Raw genomic sequence first — 15,616 nt, forward strand, 5'->3', positions numbered from 1 at the left:
AAAATCATAATAGACTAACTGGTGGTTATTTTGATAAAAAAGTGTTCAATTCTATCTGGCGGAAACTGTTGATTTTAGTTTAGCAGTTACAAGGAGTGATAAAAATGGAATGGTTATCTATTTTGCTAGTACTTGTATGCCCAATTATGATGTTATTTATGATGAAAAGTCATGGAGGACATAGTCATAATAGGAATAATAATAAATTAGATGAAAGAGTCATTAAATTAGAAAATGAAAATAGGGAATTGCATAGAAAACTAAATGAACTTTCGCCTAAATGATGATATTTGTAATATAACAAAAGAACACCTTAAGTTTTGACTCCACTTAAGGTGTTCTTTTTTGTTTTTCTCAATTATTAAGAAAAAATTGAAGGATAAAAATTCATTGTATTACATTTCAATCTCTATAAAAACTCCATTTTTATCATCTGTAATACCCATAATAAGTGGTGTTTCACTTGTTATTCCAAGTATATTTCTTATTTCCTTAGGTATAGAAATACGATTTCCACTTAAATAACATTGATTTAAATCTTTATTATCATGGTTTGCTTTTATTATGATGGATTTGTCTAGTATATATATAAATAAAAGGTCTCCGGCATTAAAGTTCAACTGTTGCTGTAATTTTTTAGGAACAGCAATTTGTCCATTATTATAAATTCTCCTTTTATACACAGTCATTTCCACACCTTTTTAATTTCTCTTGAATAATATTTTTTTCTATTATAGAAGTCATTATTGAAGAAATTGTGCAGATTTAAGATGACCTTCTTTCTCCATACTTTTTTGATGATTTGATTATAAACTTAAACTACTAAGGTATTAAGTTATTATTATTAAGTTGTTAGGAGAATAGTGATGAAACTTCAGTTTATTATCTTAATTATGATAAGTTTGTTGATTACAAGTGTTTTAATAATATTACTTGTAAAAAGAACTAATATAGTTATAATTTCTCTTACTACTTTGTATTTAATTATATTAGTTTCTTTATTTAGTATTGATAATGGCAAACTAAAGAGGATTTTACGTAAGGATGTAATTGTAGATATACCACTACCGGAATTTATGATGAAAAAGGGAGAAGAAGAGCCTAAAGAAGTTAAGGACATAATTAAGGAAGTAAATCAACCATCTAAAAAAGCTGATACAATTAAGAAGGAAATTTTACTAGATGCACCTATAATTAAGCAGTTTCCTGAGTTACCTAGGGGCTGTGAAGTGACTAGCTTAGCAATGTTCTTACAATATTATCAAGTTAAAACAGATAAAATGGAACTTGCTAAAAAAATAGAAAGAGATAAGACCCCATTATCAACTAAAAATGGAAAGATACATTGGGGAGATCCCAATGATGGATATATTGGAGATATGTATTCTTATAGTAAACCAGGCTATGGAGTTTATCACAGGCCTATAATAGAGTTGGCGGAAGAGTATTTACCAAACAAAATAGATAATCTAACAGGAAAACAGTTTGAGGAACTAAAATTATATCTTTCAAAGGACAGGCCGGTTTGGATAATAACGAATACAACCTATCAAAAATTACCTAACTCCTCCTTTGAAGAATGGGAGACACCAAATGGAAAAGTTAAAATAACGTATAAAGAACATTCGGTGTTAATTACAGGATATGATGAATCTTTTGTATATTTTAATGATCCCATTAGTGGTGAAAAAAACAAAAAAGAACCATTAGGTCCTTTTATAGATGCGTGGAAACAAATGGGGAGTCAAGCTCTTTCCTTAAAGTATGATTAAGAATAATAGATTCTTGATTTATTAATAGTGTAAAAGTTCAAGTGGAAACATGTGCCACATTTAAGAAATCTTAATAATATCGTCTTAAAGTGAATGGGAAAATATTGGAGGTAGTAAATAGATAGTTTCGTTGATAATATGATTCCTGTGGACATTAATACTAGGAGGTTTATATGAAATCGAATAAATTTTTATATTCTGTGTTTCTAGTAATATTATTGTCATCCTTTTTTGGAGTAAATACAGAAGCATCGTCTCTTTATACAGTAAAATCTGGAGACACTCTATGGAAAATAAGTCAGCAAAGTGGAGTTCCTATAGGTTCTATACAAATAGCAAATAATTTAAAAGATAATAAATTAAATGTAGGGCAACGATTAAGTTTACCAGAACCAATTACCGCAAGTGAAAGAACTTTATTAGCTCAATTGATTTTTGCCGAAGCACAAGGAGAACCTTATGCTGGAAAAGTTGCAGTAGCGACTGTAGTTTTAAATCGTGTAGATAGTGACCTTTTCCCAAAAACAATAAGAGAAGTAATTTATGAACGTTCAAATGGCTATTATGCTTTTTCTCCAGTTCAAAATGGAAAAATAAATAATAATCCAACCACTATAGATTATAGAGCAGTAGATGAGGCAGTAGCATATAGAGGAAAAGGGAGTGGATCCCTGTATTTTTACAATCCCCAAACAGCAAAAAGTGAGTGGATTCTAACAAAAGAAGTTACCGTAAGAATTGGTAATCACACGTTTGCAAAGTAATTAAAAATAAGTGTGCTTGAAACACAAAGGGAAACCCTTTAAATGCACATAAAATTCACAAATGCTTAGTAGATTGTCTTTTAAGTGGTGATATTGAAAGGATTTTTTAAGCATTAAATAACAGGAGCTTTTTAGATGTGATTTTATTTGAAAGAGAACTAAGATGATTTTAATGATTCTTAAATGGAAAAGAAAGGTATGCATAATTTAGGAGAATGTTATTTTAACCGAATATTTTATGACTAAATGGGGAGATTAAGATAGAATCTTAATCTTGAAAGCAGGGGATTATCCATGGAGAAAATATTATTGCGCATGTTAACAGCTGGTTGTGTGGCAACTGTTCCATTTTTGTTTAGAGGCAAGAGAAGAGAGAATTTCTTAATATTTTTCGCGAAAGGTGTTCTTGCAACTTTAATAGATGCTTATGTTGTAGGGACAAATAAAATTGCCTATCCAGTACGTCCTTTTCCGAAGATCTTTAAAACAAATATCATTTATGATGTATTGTTTTTTCCCTTATTAAGTGTACTTTGGGTAAAAATGACGGAGCGGGACCGCTTAGGAATGAAACTATTGAAAAGTCTTGTGTTTAGCGTTCCGATGAGCTTTGGCCAATGGTTCTTTGAGAAAAACAGCAAATTATTCAAATGGAAGAAATGGTCACCACTACATACTTTTGCAAGTGTGAATTTCACTTTATTTACAATCAGAGGATTCTTTGGGTTAATAAGATACTTAGATAAAAAGGAAACGTGGAGATAGAAGGTACAGGGAGAGTAAGGGTTGGTAAATAGAAGAACATGTTAGGGAGTTTACAATAGGATTGTTTTTCTGCCCTATTGACGAAAATTCTATTAGATGCTAGAATTATTTCGAATTAAAGATATCTTAATTAAAAATAATTTTTATATAAATATCTCAATTTCGAGATAATTTTTAGGAGGAAAAGGCGAATGAATGAACTAAAAGGACTTCATCATATTACAGCAATCACAAGTAGTGCAGAAAAAATCTATGAATTTTTCACATACGTTTTAGGACTTCGATTAGTAAAGAAAACGGTCAATCAAGATGATATTCAAACCTATCACTTATACTTTACAGATGATGTGGGAAGCCCTGGTACAGATATGACATTTTTTGATTTCCCTGGGATACCAAAAGGGGTGCATGGTACAAATGAAATCTCGAAAACATCATTCCGCGTGCCGACTGATGCTGCTCTTGAATATTGGGTCAAACGCTTTGATAAGTATGAAGTGAAGCATAAAGGAATTCAAGAACAGTTTGGCAAAAAGACATTGTCTTTCGTAGATTTTGATGATCAGCAATATCAACTGATTTCCGATGAACAGAATGAAGGGGTTGCAGCAGGTACGCCATGGCAAAATGGCCCAGTTCCATTGGAATTTGCAATCACTGGGCTAGGACCAATATTTGTACGAACTGCTTATCTTGACTATGTAAAGGAAGTATTAGAAAAGGTATTCTTGATGAATGAGGTTGCACAAGAAGGGGACTTCCATCTATTTGAAATGGGAGAAGGGGGAAATGGTGCACAAGTCATTGTGGAATTCAATACGATTCTTCCACAGGCACGACAAGGATTTGGAACAGTTCACCATGCGGCTTTCCGCGTGGAAGATCGTGCAGAATTAGATCAATGGCAAGAGCGTTTGAGCAGTTTTAAATTACCGAATTCTGGATTTGTAGAACGTTATTATTTCGGTTCTCTATACTCTAATGTTGCACCGCAAATCCTATTTGAATTAGCAACAGATGGCCCCGGCTTCATGGGGGATGAGCCTTACGAAACGCTTGGCGAAAAATTATCCTTACCACCATTCCTTGAATCTAATAGAGAAAAGATCGAACAGCTCGTTCGACCTATTGATACGGTTCGTAGTAACGTAGAAATAAAAAAAGAATACTTGTAAGAGGGATAAGGGGATGATTCTTGTGTTGTTTATACACACGAGAATCGTCCCTCTTTTTTTAGAACATTCCATTCTTATTCGGTGAATCCTTTGGGATAGGCTGGCCAATATCCCACAATTCAACAATCTGGTCGTTTTGGAAGCGAAAGATATGCACCACTGCTCCTCCTAAATCCTCTGGATGTTGCTTTATATGGGAATACACCACTACTTTATCATCCTCTTCGATAACTAGCTTGCTCTCTACTTTCTTATTAGGACTTTGCTTGGCATTTTCCTCCATGGCGATCATTAATGAATCTGCATCGCCATTAAAGAAGGGATTATGATGGCGAAAGTCAGGACCTATGTAGCTATGAAACGCTTCGCGAACTTTTCCTGTTGCTACAAGCATTAAAAAGGAAATGGCTATATCCTTTTGAGATGGAGTCGATGTTTGCTGCTTGTTCATCCAATAACATCCTTTCCTTATGAATGCTTAGAAGTTTAAGGCATGTATATGGTTATGTCAATTAAGTAAATTTTAAAGGTATGGAACATTTCTAGGCTGATAGGAAATCGTTTCAGCCGAAAATAGTTCAATGAGTAAATGATTACCTAGCATTTTAGCGCGGATTAGTATGGGTCTTTCATAGTTATTTTCAAAAACAAAATCTGGTCCATCCCAACTAACCGTTGCATCTCGTTTAGGAGGGACGTATGGAATACTTCTACTGTGTGAATAGCGTTGAATAATCTTTAATCCAGCATTGTCAACCGCATTAAATAGAGTAGAGGATACTTGGCAAATCCCACCACCAATATCTTCCGAAAACTTTCCATTTATGATGACAGGAGCTTGTAAATATCCCTTTTCTACCGTTCTTTTTCCAACAATCTGATTAAAAGAAAATTTTTCGTTTGGAAAAATAACGCTATTATTAATTGCCTCTGTAGCTAGCGAAATATTCATGCTTCGTTCTTTGTTATTACTGTTAAAGGAGGTTATATATCTGCCGATTTTTTTTCTTCGAATACTATCTAGAAGCTCACTATCTACTTTAGGATAAATTACTTGAAGGGGAAGTTCTTGTTTACTGGAAGTATCATTAAAATAATGCGCATACATTTGTCTGATAAATTTCTCCCGATGCAAGCGATAGCCAACTTGCTCAGGAACGATACTCCCATACTGATTAACAATGGCATCCTTTGGCGCAATGTAAACCTCGTTATCTAATTCATCCATAACTTTAGTGAATTCTTCTGTGTCTATCACAGGTAAACTAGGAGATTTCCACAAAAAGTCTTGTTCCTTAACCTGTTGTTGGGAAGGATGACTTTTGATTATACTAAAATAAGTACTAGGTATAAGCACGGCATGAAAGAATAGAATGAGTCCAAGTAATAGATGGGAATTCATAGATGACAAACCTCCGTTATAATCTTTGTTATTCTTAATATGTGTCCGTTCCTCCATTTAATGTATTTATTTGTAAAATCATTAGAAGAAATTAGGGAAGTACTATTTCCTGCGTCTCATGTATAAATAAATAGAATATTTACAATAATGGGAAGGAGTTCGCGGCTTTTAATAGAAGTAAATCAGAAGATTCATTAAAATAGGAGGTCCGAATAAATGGGGAGACCAATTCATTTCGAAATTCACGTAGATAACATGGAACGCGCTAAAAAGTTCTATGGAGAAGTTTTTGATTGGAAATTTGAAGATTGGAGTGATTATGCTGGTATGCCTTATTTTGGGGCAGTAACCGGCGATGAAAGCGAGATGGGAATTAATGGTGCTTTAATAAAACGCTCCGTTCCTCTCACAGATAAAAATCAAGCTGTAAATGGGTATGCTTGTACAATGGGGGTGGAAGACTATGATTCCACAGAAACAAAAATTCTTGAAAATGGAGGAACCATCGCGCTTCCTAAGCATGCACTTCCTGGTATGGCATGGCAAGGTTACTATACAGATACGGAAGGAAATATATTTGGCATTCATCAACCAGATGAAAATGCCAAATAATTGACCAATAGGGACGGTACTTGGAGGACAAGTCACTACCAGCACCGTCCCTATGTTTTCTTTAATTTTCTTTTTTCATAATCGAATAGGCTCCACCAAACATGGCCATTAATAGACCTGCTATCGGAAATATAATCCAATTTATATGCCAATTTTCGTACACAAATCCAGTGAATAAGAAAATGGCGGTGGCAAGTGGCCAGATGATTGCTGCGAAGGCACCGATTACTTTATCTTCCTGCTTCTTTTCAATGGAAAACGATTCTTCCCTTAATAGTTTTGCGTAGGCGTCCTTTTTGGCGCCACTTATAATAAAGAGGTAAGTAGCTATTGCGATAAGAAATAGTAGAACACAAACACCATAGGTTGTTGCTGATTCATTTATGGCAATCGTCACTAATAAAACGACGGGTGATAAAATACAAAGGGAAACACCAATGATTATTGAACGAAAAAAGATTGGTTGATAGGCTTCTTTTTGCATCTCAATTTTTTTAACCAAATGAAGAGGAAGGGAGAAGGTTCCCTTTTTTTCGATGAATTTGAACTTCTCTAATAGTTGACCACTATAAATGAATAAACTCACGGCAATTGCAACAAATAGAAGTAATTGCGCTACACCGATTAACGCTGCTGTGTTTTCTGTAACACCATTTAGAAAACCATTGTCATATAACTCTGTAAAGAGAACTAGTAGGGCAGAACCAAGTATGCAAAGGAAAACACCAATCCCAATCAAGTTCATCGCTTTTGCTGTTTGCTGAAAAAAATGATTCACTTCGTCTTCTGAGAGTTGTCGTTCTTGTGACTTTGCTTCGTTTAATGAAATGCCTAATTCGTTTAGTAGTTCATCAATATTTCCAAATTCTGATATTACAATTCCAATTGCTTCATTTTCTGTTTTACCTGCTTCTTTTAATTCATAGTATTTTTCCTCCATGTTTGAAAGCATTTCTTGTTTCAGCTTTTCCATTTCGGAAGTTTTCGGCAAGTTAGCAAAGACATTGTCTAAATAATTAATGATGCTATTCATTATATCCCTCCTTAATAAATAGGTTAATTACTTCCTGTGTAACGGCCCATTCTTGGCATTTTTCCTGATAATACTTTCTTCCTTCTGCAGTAATGGTGTAGTAAGTCCTTCTTTTTCCATATTCGCCTTCTTTGTAATAGGAGTTAATATAGTTATTCTTAATCAATCTGCTAAAGGCTGAGTATAGAGTTGTTTCTTTAATAATGTATTTTTCATTTGTTCGTGTTCGTATATCTTTGGAGATCTCATAACCATAAGAATCCTTTTCCAATAGGAAAAAAAGAATAATGGTGTCATTATATCCTCGTATGACATCACTGCTTATCACAAAATCCCTCCTTTCTAATACTTCACTTATCATACTATGTCTGTCGTAGTAATTTTACTTTACCATATATACTACGACAGGTGAAGTAAAATGTTAAAAAATTTTAGTTCAGCAACTGAATCTTTTTGGAGGGAAGAGGATTATTTGTTCTAGCACTAGTTGTTTTACGATTTTTTTCCAATAGAAAAGCACCTTCGTTAACCGAAGATGCCTATAATTGCACTTACCGTTGTAACCAAGATGTCTGGAAATTTATCCTTTTACACATACTTAACAAAAATTCATGTTTATTAATAGTGGCTTAAATATTCCTTAAAACAAGAACTCAATGATTCTAGTGAGTAGGAAACAGCTTGTTATTACCAACTACTTCTCCACTAATATTTATGATAAAACCCCAAAAGTAGAGTTCTTAGGTTATAGGGTAATAGGTAGATGCATAAGTCTTGTAAGATAGTCTGATGCAATCGGTAATTTATGCAGTTCCTTTATTCAACAATTACCTTCGACCAACGTTAAATTATTATGAGGCACAGGATCAAGCTTTTATCAAAGCAATCACTTATAATCAGCCTGAGTTAATCCTTTCATCCTATGAAAATGGTATTCAAACACTGGCTACTACGCTCGCGGCAAATAAATCGCAGGACACTGGGTTACCGATAGATTTAAGGGAATATTATGCTTCCATGTAATCATTATTTGATTCATAGAATATAAATGTTGTATTACTTGCAAAAAAGAGCAGATACTGATGCTATACCTCTGCTTAAAAAACATCTAGATTAGCGGTGATTGCAAGGAAGCGAACTCTTAGAAGTAAAGAAAAAATCCCGTTTTAGGATGTTATTAGGAGGAATAGTATGGCTGAATTAAACTTAAAGCATATTTACAAAATATACGATAAAGATTTGGCAGCAGTGAAAGATTTTAATTTACATATTAAAGATAAAGAATTTATCGTATTTGTAGGACCTTCTGGATGTGGTAAATCGACGACATTGAGAATGGTGGCAGGGCTAGAGGAAATCTCGAAGGGTGAATTTTATATTGATGATGAATTAGTAAATGATATTGCCCCTAAAGATCGAGATATCGCCATGGTTTTCCAAAATTATGCCTTATATCCTCATATGAATGTCTTTGATAATATGGCATTTGGACTGAAGCTTCGCAAATTTCCTAAAGAGGAGATAAAGCGACGCGTGGAGGAAGCCGCTAAGATGCTTGGATTAGAACCATATTTAAAAAGAAAGCCAAAAGCTCTCTCTGGAGGGCAGCGGCAGCGTGTTGCTTTAGGGCGGGCGATTGTCAGAGATGCCAAGGTATTTTTAATGGATGAACCACTTTCCAATCTAGACGCAAAACTCCGTGTGCAAATGCGTGCAGAAATATCAAAGCTCCATCAAAGACTGCAGACGACAACGATTTATGTAACACATGACCAAACAGAAGCGATGACGATGGCGACTCGATTAGTTGTAATGAAAGATGGCGTGATTCAACAAGTAGGGACACCAAAAGAGGTTTATGATGATCCAGTTAATGTTTTTGTTGCAGGATTTATTGGATCACCTGCAATGAATTTCTTTACAGGTAGAATCGAAGGAAATTCCTTTCTCACAGAGGGAGAGATCATTCATTTGCCAGAGGAAAAGGTAGAAAAATTAAAGGGAATAAATAAATCTGGACAGGATATTATTCTTGGTATCAGACCAGAGAATATTTATGTAAAACAAAATGATCATCAATCCTATGCACAAGTAAATGCAAAGGTTGATGTGGTGGAACTAATGGGAGCAGAAACCCTCCTTTATTCTTCCATCGGCAAAGACAATTCCTATGTAGCAAAAGTAGACGGCAGTACCAACGTAAAACCAGGAGAAACCATTCCATTTTACTTGGACATGGATAAATGCCATTTTTTCCATAAAGAAACAGATGAAAAAATATAGGGAATCGTGAGAAGGGCATTGTTTTCTTGCTTCCCTGGAATATTTGCAATAAGAAGGCATCTATACCATTAAAGGGATAGATGCCTTTATGAAGTAGGGAGGTTAGAAGTTAGAACCGTTCCTCTGCTTCCCTAACTATCATTTCGCAAATCTCATGTGTTTTTAATGAGTCGTCCATTGATGGTTCTGGGACTTTATTGTTTTGAATGCAATCAATAAAATGGTCAATGATCTGATAGAATCCGCGTTTATATAGTGTTGGTTCCCAGTCTCCAAATTTAGAAATGTGGATTTCTTTGTTATGGAAGTGGGTTGTTTCCACAAGGCTGTTTACGACATACTTATCTTTGCCTGTGGAATATTCAATGATTTCTTCGGTTACGCCACCATTTCGGTTCATTATTCCAATTGCAATACAGCCCTCCCCAATCATTTGGATAACTAAGCTATTAAGTGTTTTGCCTTCTTTCAGGCATTCAACCTTTACATCTTTTACTTCCGTATTCATTAAAAATCTAAGCGTATCTACTACATGAATAAAATCTTCGACAACAAATCTTCTTATATAGTCTGGCATAGCGTAGCGATTCTTTTGCATAAGAATGAGATTTGCCTTCCCATTTTCTTTTAATTCCTTCACTTTGGGGATAAATCTTCTGTTGAATCCAACCATCGCTATTTTGCCCGTTTGTTTTGCTAGATTGACAATTTTTTCTGTTTCCTCATAATCCATTGAAATGGGTTTATCAATATATACATGGATACCATGCGCCAATAATTCTTTCGCTATCTCAAAATGTGCTTCAGTAGCGGTGCTAACAAAAGCCGCTTCAATATTTTTGCTAATGAGTTGCTCTACTGTTTGAACCTTTTCTTCTATTCTATATTTCTTTGATAGCTTGTTTAGTGTCTCCTCATTTCTTGTACAAAGAACGAGCTCTATCCCTACTTTTTCAGATAGCACAGGTAAATACGCTTTCTTCGCAATATCTCCTAATCCAATAAGACCGATCTTCAATGTATTCACCTCTTTCATTATGTATGTAACTTATTTATTAGTATAGTATAAAGAATGTTTTGCAACCAAGGATAGGAAAGCAGAGATATTTGATGCATACTCTTTTTCGGAGGTAGTTAATGATGTTAATAAAGTAAGTAAAATCCCCGCAAATTCCAGTAAATAGTAAAAATAATCAAAAAGACTTATTTTTTTTTACTAAAAAAGGGTTATAATAATATGAATATTTATAACATTTAAAAATAAGTTAGACGAATGGAAGACGCATTTTCAGATATAATTATATTATTCATGAACCTATCATTTTTATTATCTGAAAATTGGAAAGTGAGCAGAAGAAATGGAATTCTTTTTGGATTTATTCGTGATATTGCTTATTGCTATACCAATTTACCTTTTAATAAGGATTATGTTTATTTCCTTGTATAAAAAACTTTCATGGATGGAAAAATTACATGGGAAAATAAATGATTCAGGGAAGGAAAAAGCAATATTTTCTATTGTTTTCTTCTTATGTGGAATAATAAGCTTTTTATTATCTGAAATTTACACTTTCAGTAATTTACAATTGGGAGTTGTTCTAGGGTTATTTCTTGGATTATCAAATCTTTTTGATTCTAAAATGTTAAAGGGGTAAGCCAGTAAATGATAAAGAGACATACTTATGAGGAAACTATATATTTTTAAAATTCATATATGAAAGAAGTATGACATATTTAAAAGGATGATGAGTGGAAAGCTTTTATATTCACACAGACACGATAAAGGAGATGGGTAACTCATAGATAAATGTGAAAACATGTCGAGTTCTGCTGACTATGTGTGGGATAAAACAGTTGAATATTCTTCAAGGTGGAATATCCTAATTGTTATTTTGATGATGACAATGATTATCATTGGGTCGATAGGCTACTTTTTAATGCTCCAATCTGTTTTTGGGAAGGTGGATTTTTCCATTTTTACTTTTCTTGGAAAATGTTTGATTATTTATATCTTTTCTGTTTTACTTCATGAAATGGGACATCTTTTAATGGCACGTCAATTGGCATATCCATTTAGAATTTTTAAAGCAGGTTGTATGGAAGCTTATAATAATACTTTTCGAAATTTTAGATTGCGACCATTTCAACTGCTTTCCGGCGGATTTGTTATGCTGAACTTTAATGAAGTAATCACTTCTAGAGAAAAGCTTAACCGCTTCTTCGAAAAAGATTTTTTCTATATATCATTCGGTGGAATATTTGCTAATTTATTTTCTGTTTTAATAGGAATATTATTATTGTTTCACCCTATTACAGTTGAAATTGGCTATCTTTTCTTTTTCTATAACTTCCTGATTCTTTTAGCACAATTTATCCATCCTAGTGATTTTACGAAATTTCGGTTTATCCAAAAGAATCCAATGCAAGCAGCAGGCGTATTTTCAGAGGAGTTGGTTGTTAATAAGAGAGTAAATTCTTTTCTGGAAAATCTTTTTCATTCCTATATAGGAGATACTTTATCGAATAAAGCAATTGATTCGCATACGCTCGCAATAATTCAAAGAGTAATAGAATATAATGGGAAAAATAAACAAGTGAATTCAAAGGAAATCCAACAATTTATCCCTTGGTTTATTGCGAATTTTGATTCTATCAGTACCATGCAACTACGTAATAGAATTCCTGCTGAGCGCTTATTATATACAATAATAGAGTGCAATTTAGTAAAACATACAGAATTAAAAAACTACAAAATATCCAGATATGCGAATAAACATCCACTTCATTCTTATTACTTGAAATTAAAGAAATATTGAACATAGAGGGACGGTTCTAATGAGTACTATTACATAAGAACCGTCCCTCTGTGTGTTTTCCTTTTAAGGTATAATAAAGGTAACGAAGGAGGCAGTAGCATGGGGAATTTGTTTCCATATGTATATGATTTTGGAATGAAGCCGTTAGAAAAGGGAAGATTTTACACAATAAGAAAAGAACTGCTCAGCAAAGTAAAGGGAAGAGTGTTGGAAATCGGCTCTGGTTCGGGGATAAATTTCTCGTTCTATCGAGATGTGGAGCGAGTAGATGCGATTGAACCGAATCCTTCTATGATAAAGAAATCAAAAAAACAATTAGAGAAGGCATCTGTGCCAATTTTTTGTCATGAGCAAAAGGCAGAACAGCTTCTTTTTCCTAATCAAACGTTTGATTATGTCATTTCTACTCTTGTTTTTTGTACGATTCCTAACCCTGAAGCGGCATTGAAAGAAATGATTCGCGTAAGTAAACCAAATGCAACCTTTTACTTCTTTGAGCATGTGAAAATGGAGAATGCTGTACTGGCAAAGACACAAGATCTTTTAACACCACTATGGAAAAAAATTTGTGATGGCTGCCATTTAAATAGAAATACGGTAGAAATAATCAAAAACGCTGGATTACAGATTAAAGAAATAAAGTATTATTATAAAGGACTATTTATCGTAGTAGAGTGCGTTCATTTAACGTAAACCAAAGTGATTGCTAGGCAGATGCGGGAAAAAATGTTAAAGTAATAATATTCAGAATAAACCGGTATTACCGGTAGGATGAAAATGTTCTCGTAAAAGGTGGTAAACAGCATGAACGAGGCTCTTTATAATGATATTGTAAAAACAATTGAGAATAGTATTTTAAATGGGGAATTAAAAGTTGGTTCAAAACTAATGTCCGAAAGGGAACTAGCGACTTATTACCAAGTAAGTAGAAATGTTGTAAGAGAGGCAATAAAAATATTAAAGGAAAAAGGTTACGTACAAGTACATGTTGGCAAGGGAGCCTATGTAAAGAAACCAGAAACTTCTGTTGTAGCAGATACCTTAAGTCGATTTGTCGATAAGTCTTTATCTGGTATTCGCCATATACTAGAGGTTCGTGAAGTACTAGAAATTTCTATTATTCAAAGGGCATCGATCTATGCTACACAGGAAAATATAGATAGATTGAAATCTGTTTATGAAGAAATGGAGCAAAATCGTTTTTTCGTGGATCAATATGTTCAATTAGATGCAAAATTTCATATGGAGCTAGCAAAATCGGTACCCAATGAATTATTTTATATATTAACCAAATCCTTTTCCGACTTATCTGATCAAGTTGTTTATTTGACAAAGATTAATCCGGCAAGTATTGAATTGGCGCAAAAGCAGCATTTAGAAATGATTGAAGCAATACAAACAAGGGATGAAAAGAGAGCAGTAATAGTAATGAAGCAGCATCTAAATACAGTCAAGGAAGATATTCATCTGTTAGAAAACGCAGGAAAGCAAGTGAATAGTACTTTGGAATAAACCAGTGGAACGCTATTGGTTTATTTTTTTATTGGTAAAAAATCAGAAAATTATAAAAAAGTGTGTCAGATTATATTACCGATTGATTGCAGAGGGATAAGTAGTGCTTTATATTAAGGTTATCCAACCGGTAGTACCAGTTAAAAATTGAGTTAAGGGAGTTTTGCCTAATGGAATCAAGGTCTTTATCTGAAAGAGCACAATCTGTCATTCCACCAGTGGGAAAAAGAATTACAGAATTAGGGATTGTGAAGGCAGAAGGAATGTATTTATATGATGAAAACGGGAAGAAGTATTTAGACTTTGGGAGTGGCATTGGTGTTACAAATGTAGGGCATAATCATCGCTATGTAAATGAGCAGGCAAAAAAACAAATTGATTCTTTAGTACATGGTTGCCATAACATTGTCTACTATCCCTCATATGTAGAATTAGCGGAGAAGTTAGTTGCGTTAATGGGAGGAGATTATAAAGTTTATTTTTCAAATAGTGGAGCAGAAGCAGTTGAAGGTGTGATAAAACTAGCGAAGCGGGTCACAAAGCGACCAGGTATTATTTCCTTTAAACGAAGCTTTCACGGAAGAACAATGGGCGCAACTAGTATAACAGCTTCTAGTTCCCATTATCGAAAAAACTATGAAGGTTTACTGCCAAGTGTCTATTATGCAGAATACCCTTATGCTTTACGCTCCGGTTTTTCAGAAGGCGATGAAGTAAAACGTTGTTTGAAGAGCTTAGAGGATATCTTTTCTTATTTAATTGCTCCCGATCAAGTTGCGGCAATTATATTAGAGCCTATCCAAGGGGAAGGAGGGTATATTGTTCCGCCATTGGAATTTATCAAAGAAATTCGAGCAATTTGTGACAAACATGGAATTATGCTTATTTTTGATGAAGTGCAGACAGGATTTGGACGTACTGGAAAAATGTTTGCATGGGAGCATTACGGCATAAAGCCTGACATTATGGCAGCAGCAAAAGGAATTGCTAATGGATTTCCACTGAGTGCCATGATTGCGAAAAAAGAAATAATGGATCAATGGGAAGAAGGGTCTCATGGTGGAACTTATGGAGGGAATCCTGTATCCTGTGCAGCTGCTTTAGCAGTAATCGACCTGCTAGAAGGAGGATTAATCGAAAATGCTGCTCTAATGGGAGACTACTTTATCGAGAAGCTAGAAGGACTGCGGACAGAATTTACAAGAATAGTAGATATCCGTGGAAAAGGGTTAATGATTGGTATAGAGTTTTTTGATGAAAACGGAGAGCCTGATAAAAAAGTAGCTGGTATCCTTCAAGAAAAGGCATTAGATAAAGGGTTATTGCTACTAGTATGTGGGGTGGATAAGAATGTCATTCGCTTTATTCCTCCAACTATTGTGAAAAAAGCAGAAATTGATGAAGCAATCTCGATTATTCGTACGTCATTGGATGAAGCTTATTCTGTTATTCTTCCTAAGATTAGTGGGTGAAGGAGGAGAA

The 15,616-nt window shown here is 34.2% G+C and carries 18 protein-coding genes; 12 read left to right on the forward strand and 6 right to left on the reverse strand.

All coding sequences use genetic code 11. The features are described from left to right. Positions 1 to 104 precede the first annotated feature (104 nt). The gene (locus ACTNDN_RS16790) at positions 105 to 284 is read left to right on the forward strand and encodes a DUF2933 domain-containing protein (protein ID WP_031537463.1); all 180 of its coding nucleotides are present in this window, start codon (positions 105 to 107) and stop codon (positions 282 to 284) included. A 111-nt stretch (positions 285 to 395) separates the two neighbouring features. Here ACTNDN_RS16790 and ACTNDN_RS16795 read toward each other — a convergent pair whose 3' ends face one another. Further along, complete coding sequence (locus tag ACTNDN_RS16795) at positions 396 to 689, reverse strand: AbrB/MazE/SpoVT family DNA-binding domain-containing protein (RefSeq protein WP_441131596.1); 294 nt, start codon at positions 687 to 689, stop codon at positions 396 to 398. A gap of 177 nt (positions 690 to 866) precedes the next feature. On the opposite strand from ACTNDN_RS16795, the gene ACTNDN_RS16800 reads away from it, so the two are divergent. The 4 genes from ACTNDN_RS16800 (at position 867) to ACTNDN_RS16815 (ending at position 4,476) form a co-directional block, all read left to right on the forward strand. Beyond that, positions 867 to 1,772 carry a C39 family peptidase gene (locus ACTNDN_RS16800; RefSeq protein ID WP_031537466.1) on the forward strand — a complete coding sequence of 302 codons (906 nt, stop codon included), beginning with the start codon at positions 867 to 869 and terminating at the stop codon, positions 1,770 to 1,772. 173 nt (positions 1,773 to 1,945) lie between these two features. Continuing rightward, positions 1,946 to 2,536, forward strand: a complete 591-nt coding sequence (locus tag ACTNDN_RS16805; protein ID WP_235251501.1) for a cell wall hydrolase — start codon at positions 1,946 to 1,948, stop codon at positions 2,534 to 2,536. A 294-nt stretch (positions 2,537 to 2,830) separates the two neighbouring features. Beyond that, a complete protein-coding gene (locus ACTNDN_RS16810) occupies positions 2,831 to 3,301 on the forward strand; it encodes a CBO0543 family protein (RefSeq protein WP_441131597.1) in 471 nt (156 codons plus the stop codon). A gap of 191 nt (positions 3,302 to 3,492) precedes the next feature. Beyond that, positions 3,493 to 4,476, forward strand: coding sequence for a ring-cleaving dioxygenase (locus ACTNDN_RS16815; protein ID WP_441131598.1), 984 nt, complete (start codon positions 3,493 to 3,495; stop codon positions 4,474 to 4,476). A 58-nt stretch (positions 4,477 to 4,534) separates the two neighbouring features. Here the strand turns inward: ACTNDN_RS16815 and ACTNDN_RS16820 are convergent, their stop codons facing one another. Continuing rightward, positions 4,535 to 4,927 (reverse strand): nuclear transport factor 2 family protein, encoded by a 393-nt coding sequence (locus tag ACTNDN_RS16820; RefSeq protein ID WP_441131599.1) that lies wholly within the window; start codon positions 4,925 to 4,927, stop codon positions 4,535 to 4,537. A 72-nt stretch (positions 4,928 to 4,999) separates the two neighbouring features. After that, positions 5,000 to 5,878 carry a VanW family protein gene (locus ACTNDN_RS16825; RefSeq protein ID WP_053094383.1) on the reverse strand — a complete coding sequence of 293 codons (879 nt, stop codon included), beginning with the start codon at positions 5,876 to 5,878 and terminating at the stop codon, positions 5,000 to 5,002. A 216-nt stretch (positions 5,879 to 6,094) separates the two neighbouring features. Between ACTNDN_RS16825 and ACTNDN_RS16830 the strand changes: the two genes are divergently transcribed. Further along, positions 6,095 to 6,490, forward strand: a complete 396-nt coding sequence (locus ACTNDN_RS16830) for a VOC family protein (protein ID WP_031537473.1) — start codon at positions 6,095 to 6,097, stop codon at positions 6,488 to 6,490. Positions 6,491 to 6,551: 61 nt separating this feature from the next. Here ACTNDN_RS16830 and ACTNDN_RS16835 read toward each other — a convergent pair whose 3' ends face one another. Together ACTNDN_RS16835 and ACTNDN_RS16840 are read right to left on the reverse strand one after the other, a co-directional pair. Continuing rightward, positions 6,552 to 7,523: a permease prefix domain 1-containing protein gene (locus tag ACTNDN_RS16835; protein WP_441131600.1), complete on the reverse strand. Its 972-nt coding sequence runs from the start codon at positions 7,521 to 7,523 to the stop codon at positions 6,552 to 6,554. Continuing rightward, positions 7,516 to 7,851 carry a PadR family transcriptional regulator gene (locus ACTNDN_RS16840; RefSeq protein ID WP_441131601.1) on the reverse strand — a complete coding sequence of 112 codons (336 nt, stop codon included), beginning with the start codon at positions 7,849 to 7,851 and terminating at the stop codon, positions 7,516 to 7,518. The genes ACTNDN_RS16835 and ACTNDN_RS16840 overlap by 8 nt, the downstream gene beginning before the upstream one ends. A gap of 461 nt (positions 7,852 to 8,312) precedes the next feature. Here ACTNDN_RS16840 and ACTNDN_RS16845 point away from each other — a divergent pair, with 461 nt between their 5' ends. Next, positions 8,313 to 8,546, forward strand: a complete 234-nt coding sequence (locus ACTNDN_RS16845) for a hypothetical protein (RefSeq protein ID WP_441131602.1) — start codon at positions 8,313 to 8,315, stop codon at positions 8,544 to 8,546. 168 nt (positions 8,547 to 8,714) lie between these two features. Continuing rightward, complete coding sequence (locus tag ACTNDN_RS16850; protein WP_441131603.1) at positions 8,715 to 9,806, forward strand: ABC transporter ATP-binding protein; 1,092 nt, start codon at positions 8,715 to 8,717, stop codon at positions 9,804 to 9,806. Between the two features lie 109 nt (positions 9,807 to 9,915). Here ACTNDN_RS16850 and ACTNDN_RS16855 read toward each other — a convergent pair whose 3' ends face one another. Then, positions 9,916 to 10,824 carry a Gfo/Idh/MocA family protein gene (locus ACTNDN_RS16855; protein WP_441131604.1) on the reverse strand — a complete coding sequence of 303 codons (909 nt, stop codon included), beginning with the start codon at positions 10,822 to 10,824 and terminating at the stop codon, positions 9,916 to 9,918. 799 nt (positions 10,825 to 11,623) lie between these two features. On the opposite strand from ACTNDN_RS16855, the gene ACTNDN_RS16860 reads away from it, so the two are divergent. The 4 genes from ACTNDN_RS16860 to ACTNDN_RS16875 all read left to right on the forward strand — a co-directional run bounded on the left by ACTNDN_RS16860 (position 11,624) and on the right by ACTNDN_RS16875 (position 15,606). After that, positions 11,624 to 12,622, forward strand: a complete 999-nt coding sequence (locus ACTNDN_RS16860) for a site-2 protease family protein (protein WP_441131605.1) — start codon at positions 11,624 to 11,626, stop codon at positions 12,620 to 12,622. Between the two features lie 99 nt (positions 12,623 to 12,721). Then, positions 12,722 to 13,315, forward strand: a complete 594-nt coding sequence (locus tag ACTNDN_RS16865; protein WP_031537485.1) for a class I SAM-dependent methyltransferase — start codon at positions 12,722 to 12,724, stop codon at positions 13,313 to 13,315. A 111-nt stretch (positions 13,316 to 13,426) separates the two neighbouring features. Then, entirely contained in the window at positions 13,427 to 14,134 is a 708-nt protein-coding gene (locus ACTNDN_RS16870) for a FadR/GntR family transcriptional regulator (protein WP_051640951.1), read from the forward strand. Positions 14,135 to 14,304: 170 nt separating this feature from the next. After that, on the forward strand, positions 14,305 to 15,606 hold the full coding sequence (locus ACTNDN_RS16875; protein WP_441131606.1) for an aspartate aminotransferase family protein: 1,302 nt from the start codon (positions 14,305 to 14,307) through the stop codon (positions 15,604 to 15,606). The last annotated feature ends 10 nt before the right edge of the window (positions 15,607 to 15,616 follow it).

The organism is Niallia sp. HCP3S3_B10, assembly GCF_052064465.1.
Classification (GTDB): domain Bacteria; phylum Bacillota; class Bacilli; order Bacillales; family Cytobacillaceae; genus Niallia; species Niallia hominis.

Coding starts and splice junctions, on each gene's coding strand:
- ACTNDN_RS16845 (WP_441131602.1), top strand. CDS start 8,313: ATGCAATCGGTAATTTATGCAGTTCCTTTATTCAACAATTACCTTCGA.
- ACTNDN_RS16800 (WP_031537466.1), top strand. CDS start 867: ATGAAACTTCAGTTTATTATCTTAATTATGATAAGTTTGTTGATTACA.
- ACTNDN_RS16805 (WP_235251501.1), top strand. CDS start 1,946: ATGAAATCGAATAAATTTTTATATTCTGTGTTTCTAGTAATATTATTG.
- ACTNDN_RS16820 (WP_441131599.1), bottom strand. CDS start 4,927: ATGAACAAGCAGCAAACATCGACTCCATCTCAAAAGGATATAGCCATT.
- ACTNDN_RS16830 (WP_031537473.1), top strand. CDS start 6,095: ATGGGGAGACCAATTCATTTCGAAATTCACGTAGATAACATGGAACGC.
- ACTNDN_RS16790 (WP_031537463.1), top strand. CDS start 105: ATGGAATGGTTATCTATTTTGCTAGTACTTGTATGCCCAATTATGATG.
- ACTNDN_RS16860 (WP_441131605.1), top strand. CDS start 11,624: ATGTCGAGTTCTGCTGACTATGTGTGGGATAAAACAGTTGAATATTCT.
- ACTNDN_RS16815 (WP_441131598.1), top strand. CDS start 3,493: ATGAATGAACTAAAAGGACTTCATCATATTACAGCAATCACAAGTAGT.
- ACTNDN_RS16825 (WP_053094383.1), bottom strand. CDS start 5,878: ATGAATTCCCATCTATTACTTGGACTCATTCTATTCTTTCATGCCGTG.
- ACTNDN_RS16810 (WP_441131597.1), top strand. CDS start 2,831: ATGGAGAAAATATTATTGCGCATGTTAACAGCTGGTTGTGTGGCAACT.
- ACTNDN_RS16835 (WP_441131600.1), bottom strand. CDS start 7,523: ATGAATAGCATCATTAATTATTTAGACAATGTCTTTGCTAACTTGCCG.
- ACTNDN_RS16795 (WP_441131596.1), bottom strand. CDS start 689: ATGACTGTGTATAAAAGGAGAATTTATAATAATGGACAAATTGCTGTT.
- ACTNDN_RS16850 (WP_441131603.1), top strand. CDS start 8,715: ATGGCTGAATTAAACTTAAAGCATATTTACAAAATATACGATAAAGAT.
- ACTNDN_RS16870 (WP_051640951.1), top strand. CDS start 13,427: ATGAACGAGGCTCTTTATAATGATATTGTAAAAACAATTGAGAATAGT.
- ACTNDN_RS16875 (WP_441131606.1), top strand. CDS start 14,305: ATGGAATCAAGGTCTTTATCTGAAAGAGCACAATCTGTCATTCCACCA.
- ACTNDN_RS16865 (WP_031537485.1), top strand. CDS start 12,722: ATGGGGAATTTGTTTCCATATGTATATGATTTTGGAATGAAGCCGTTA.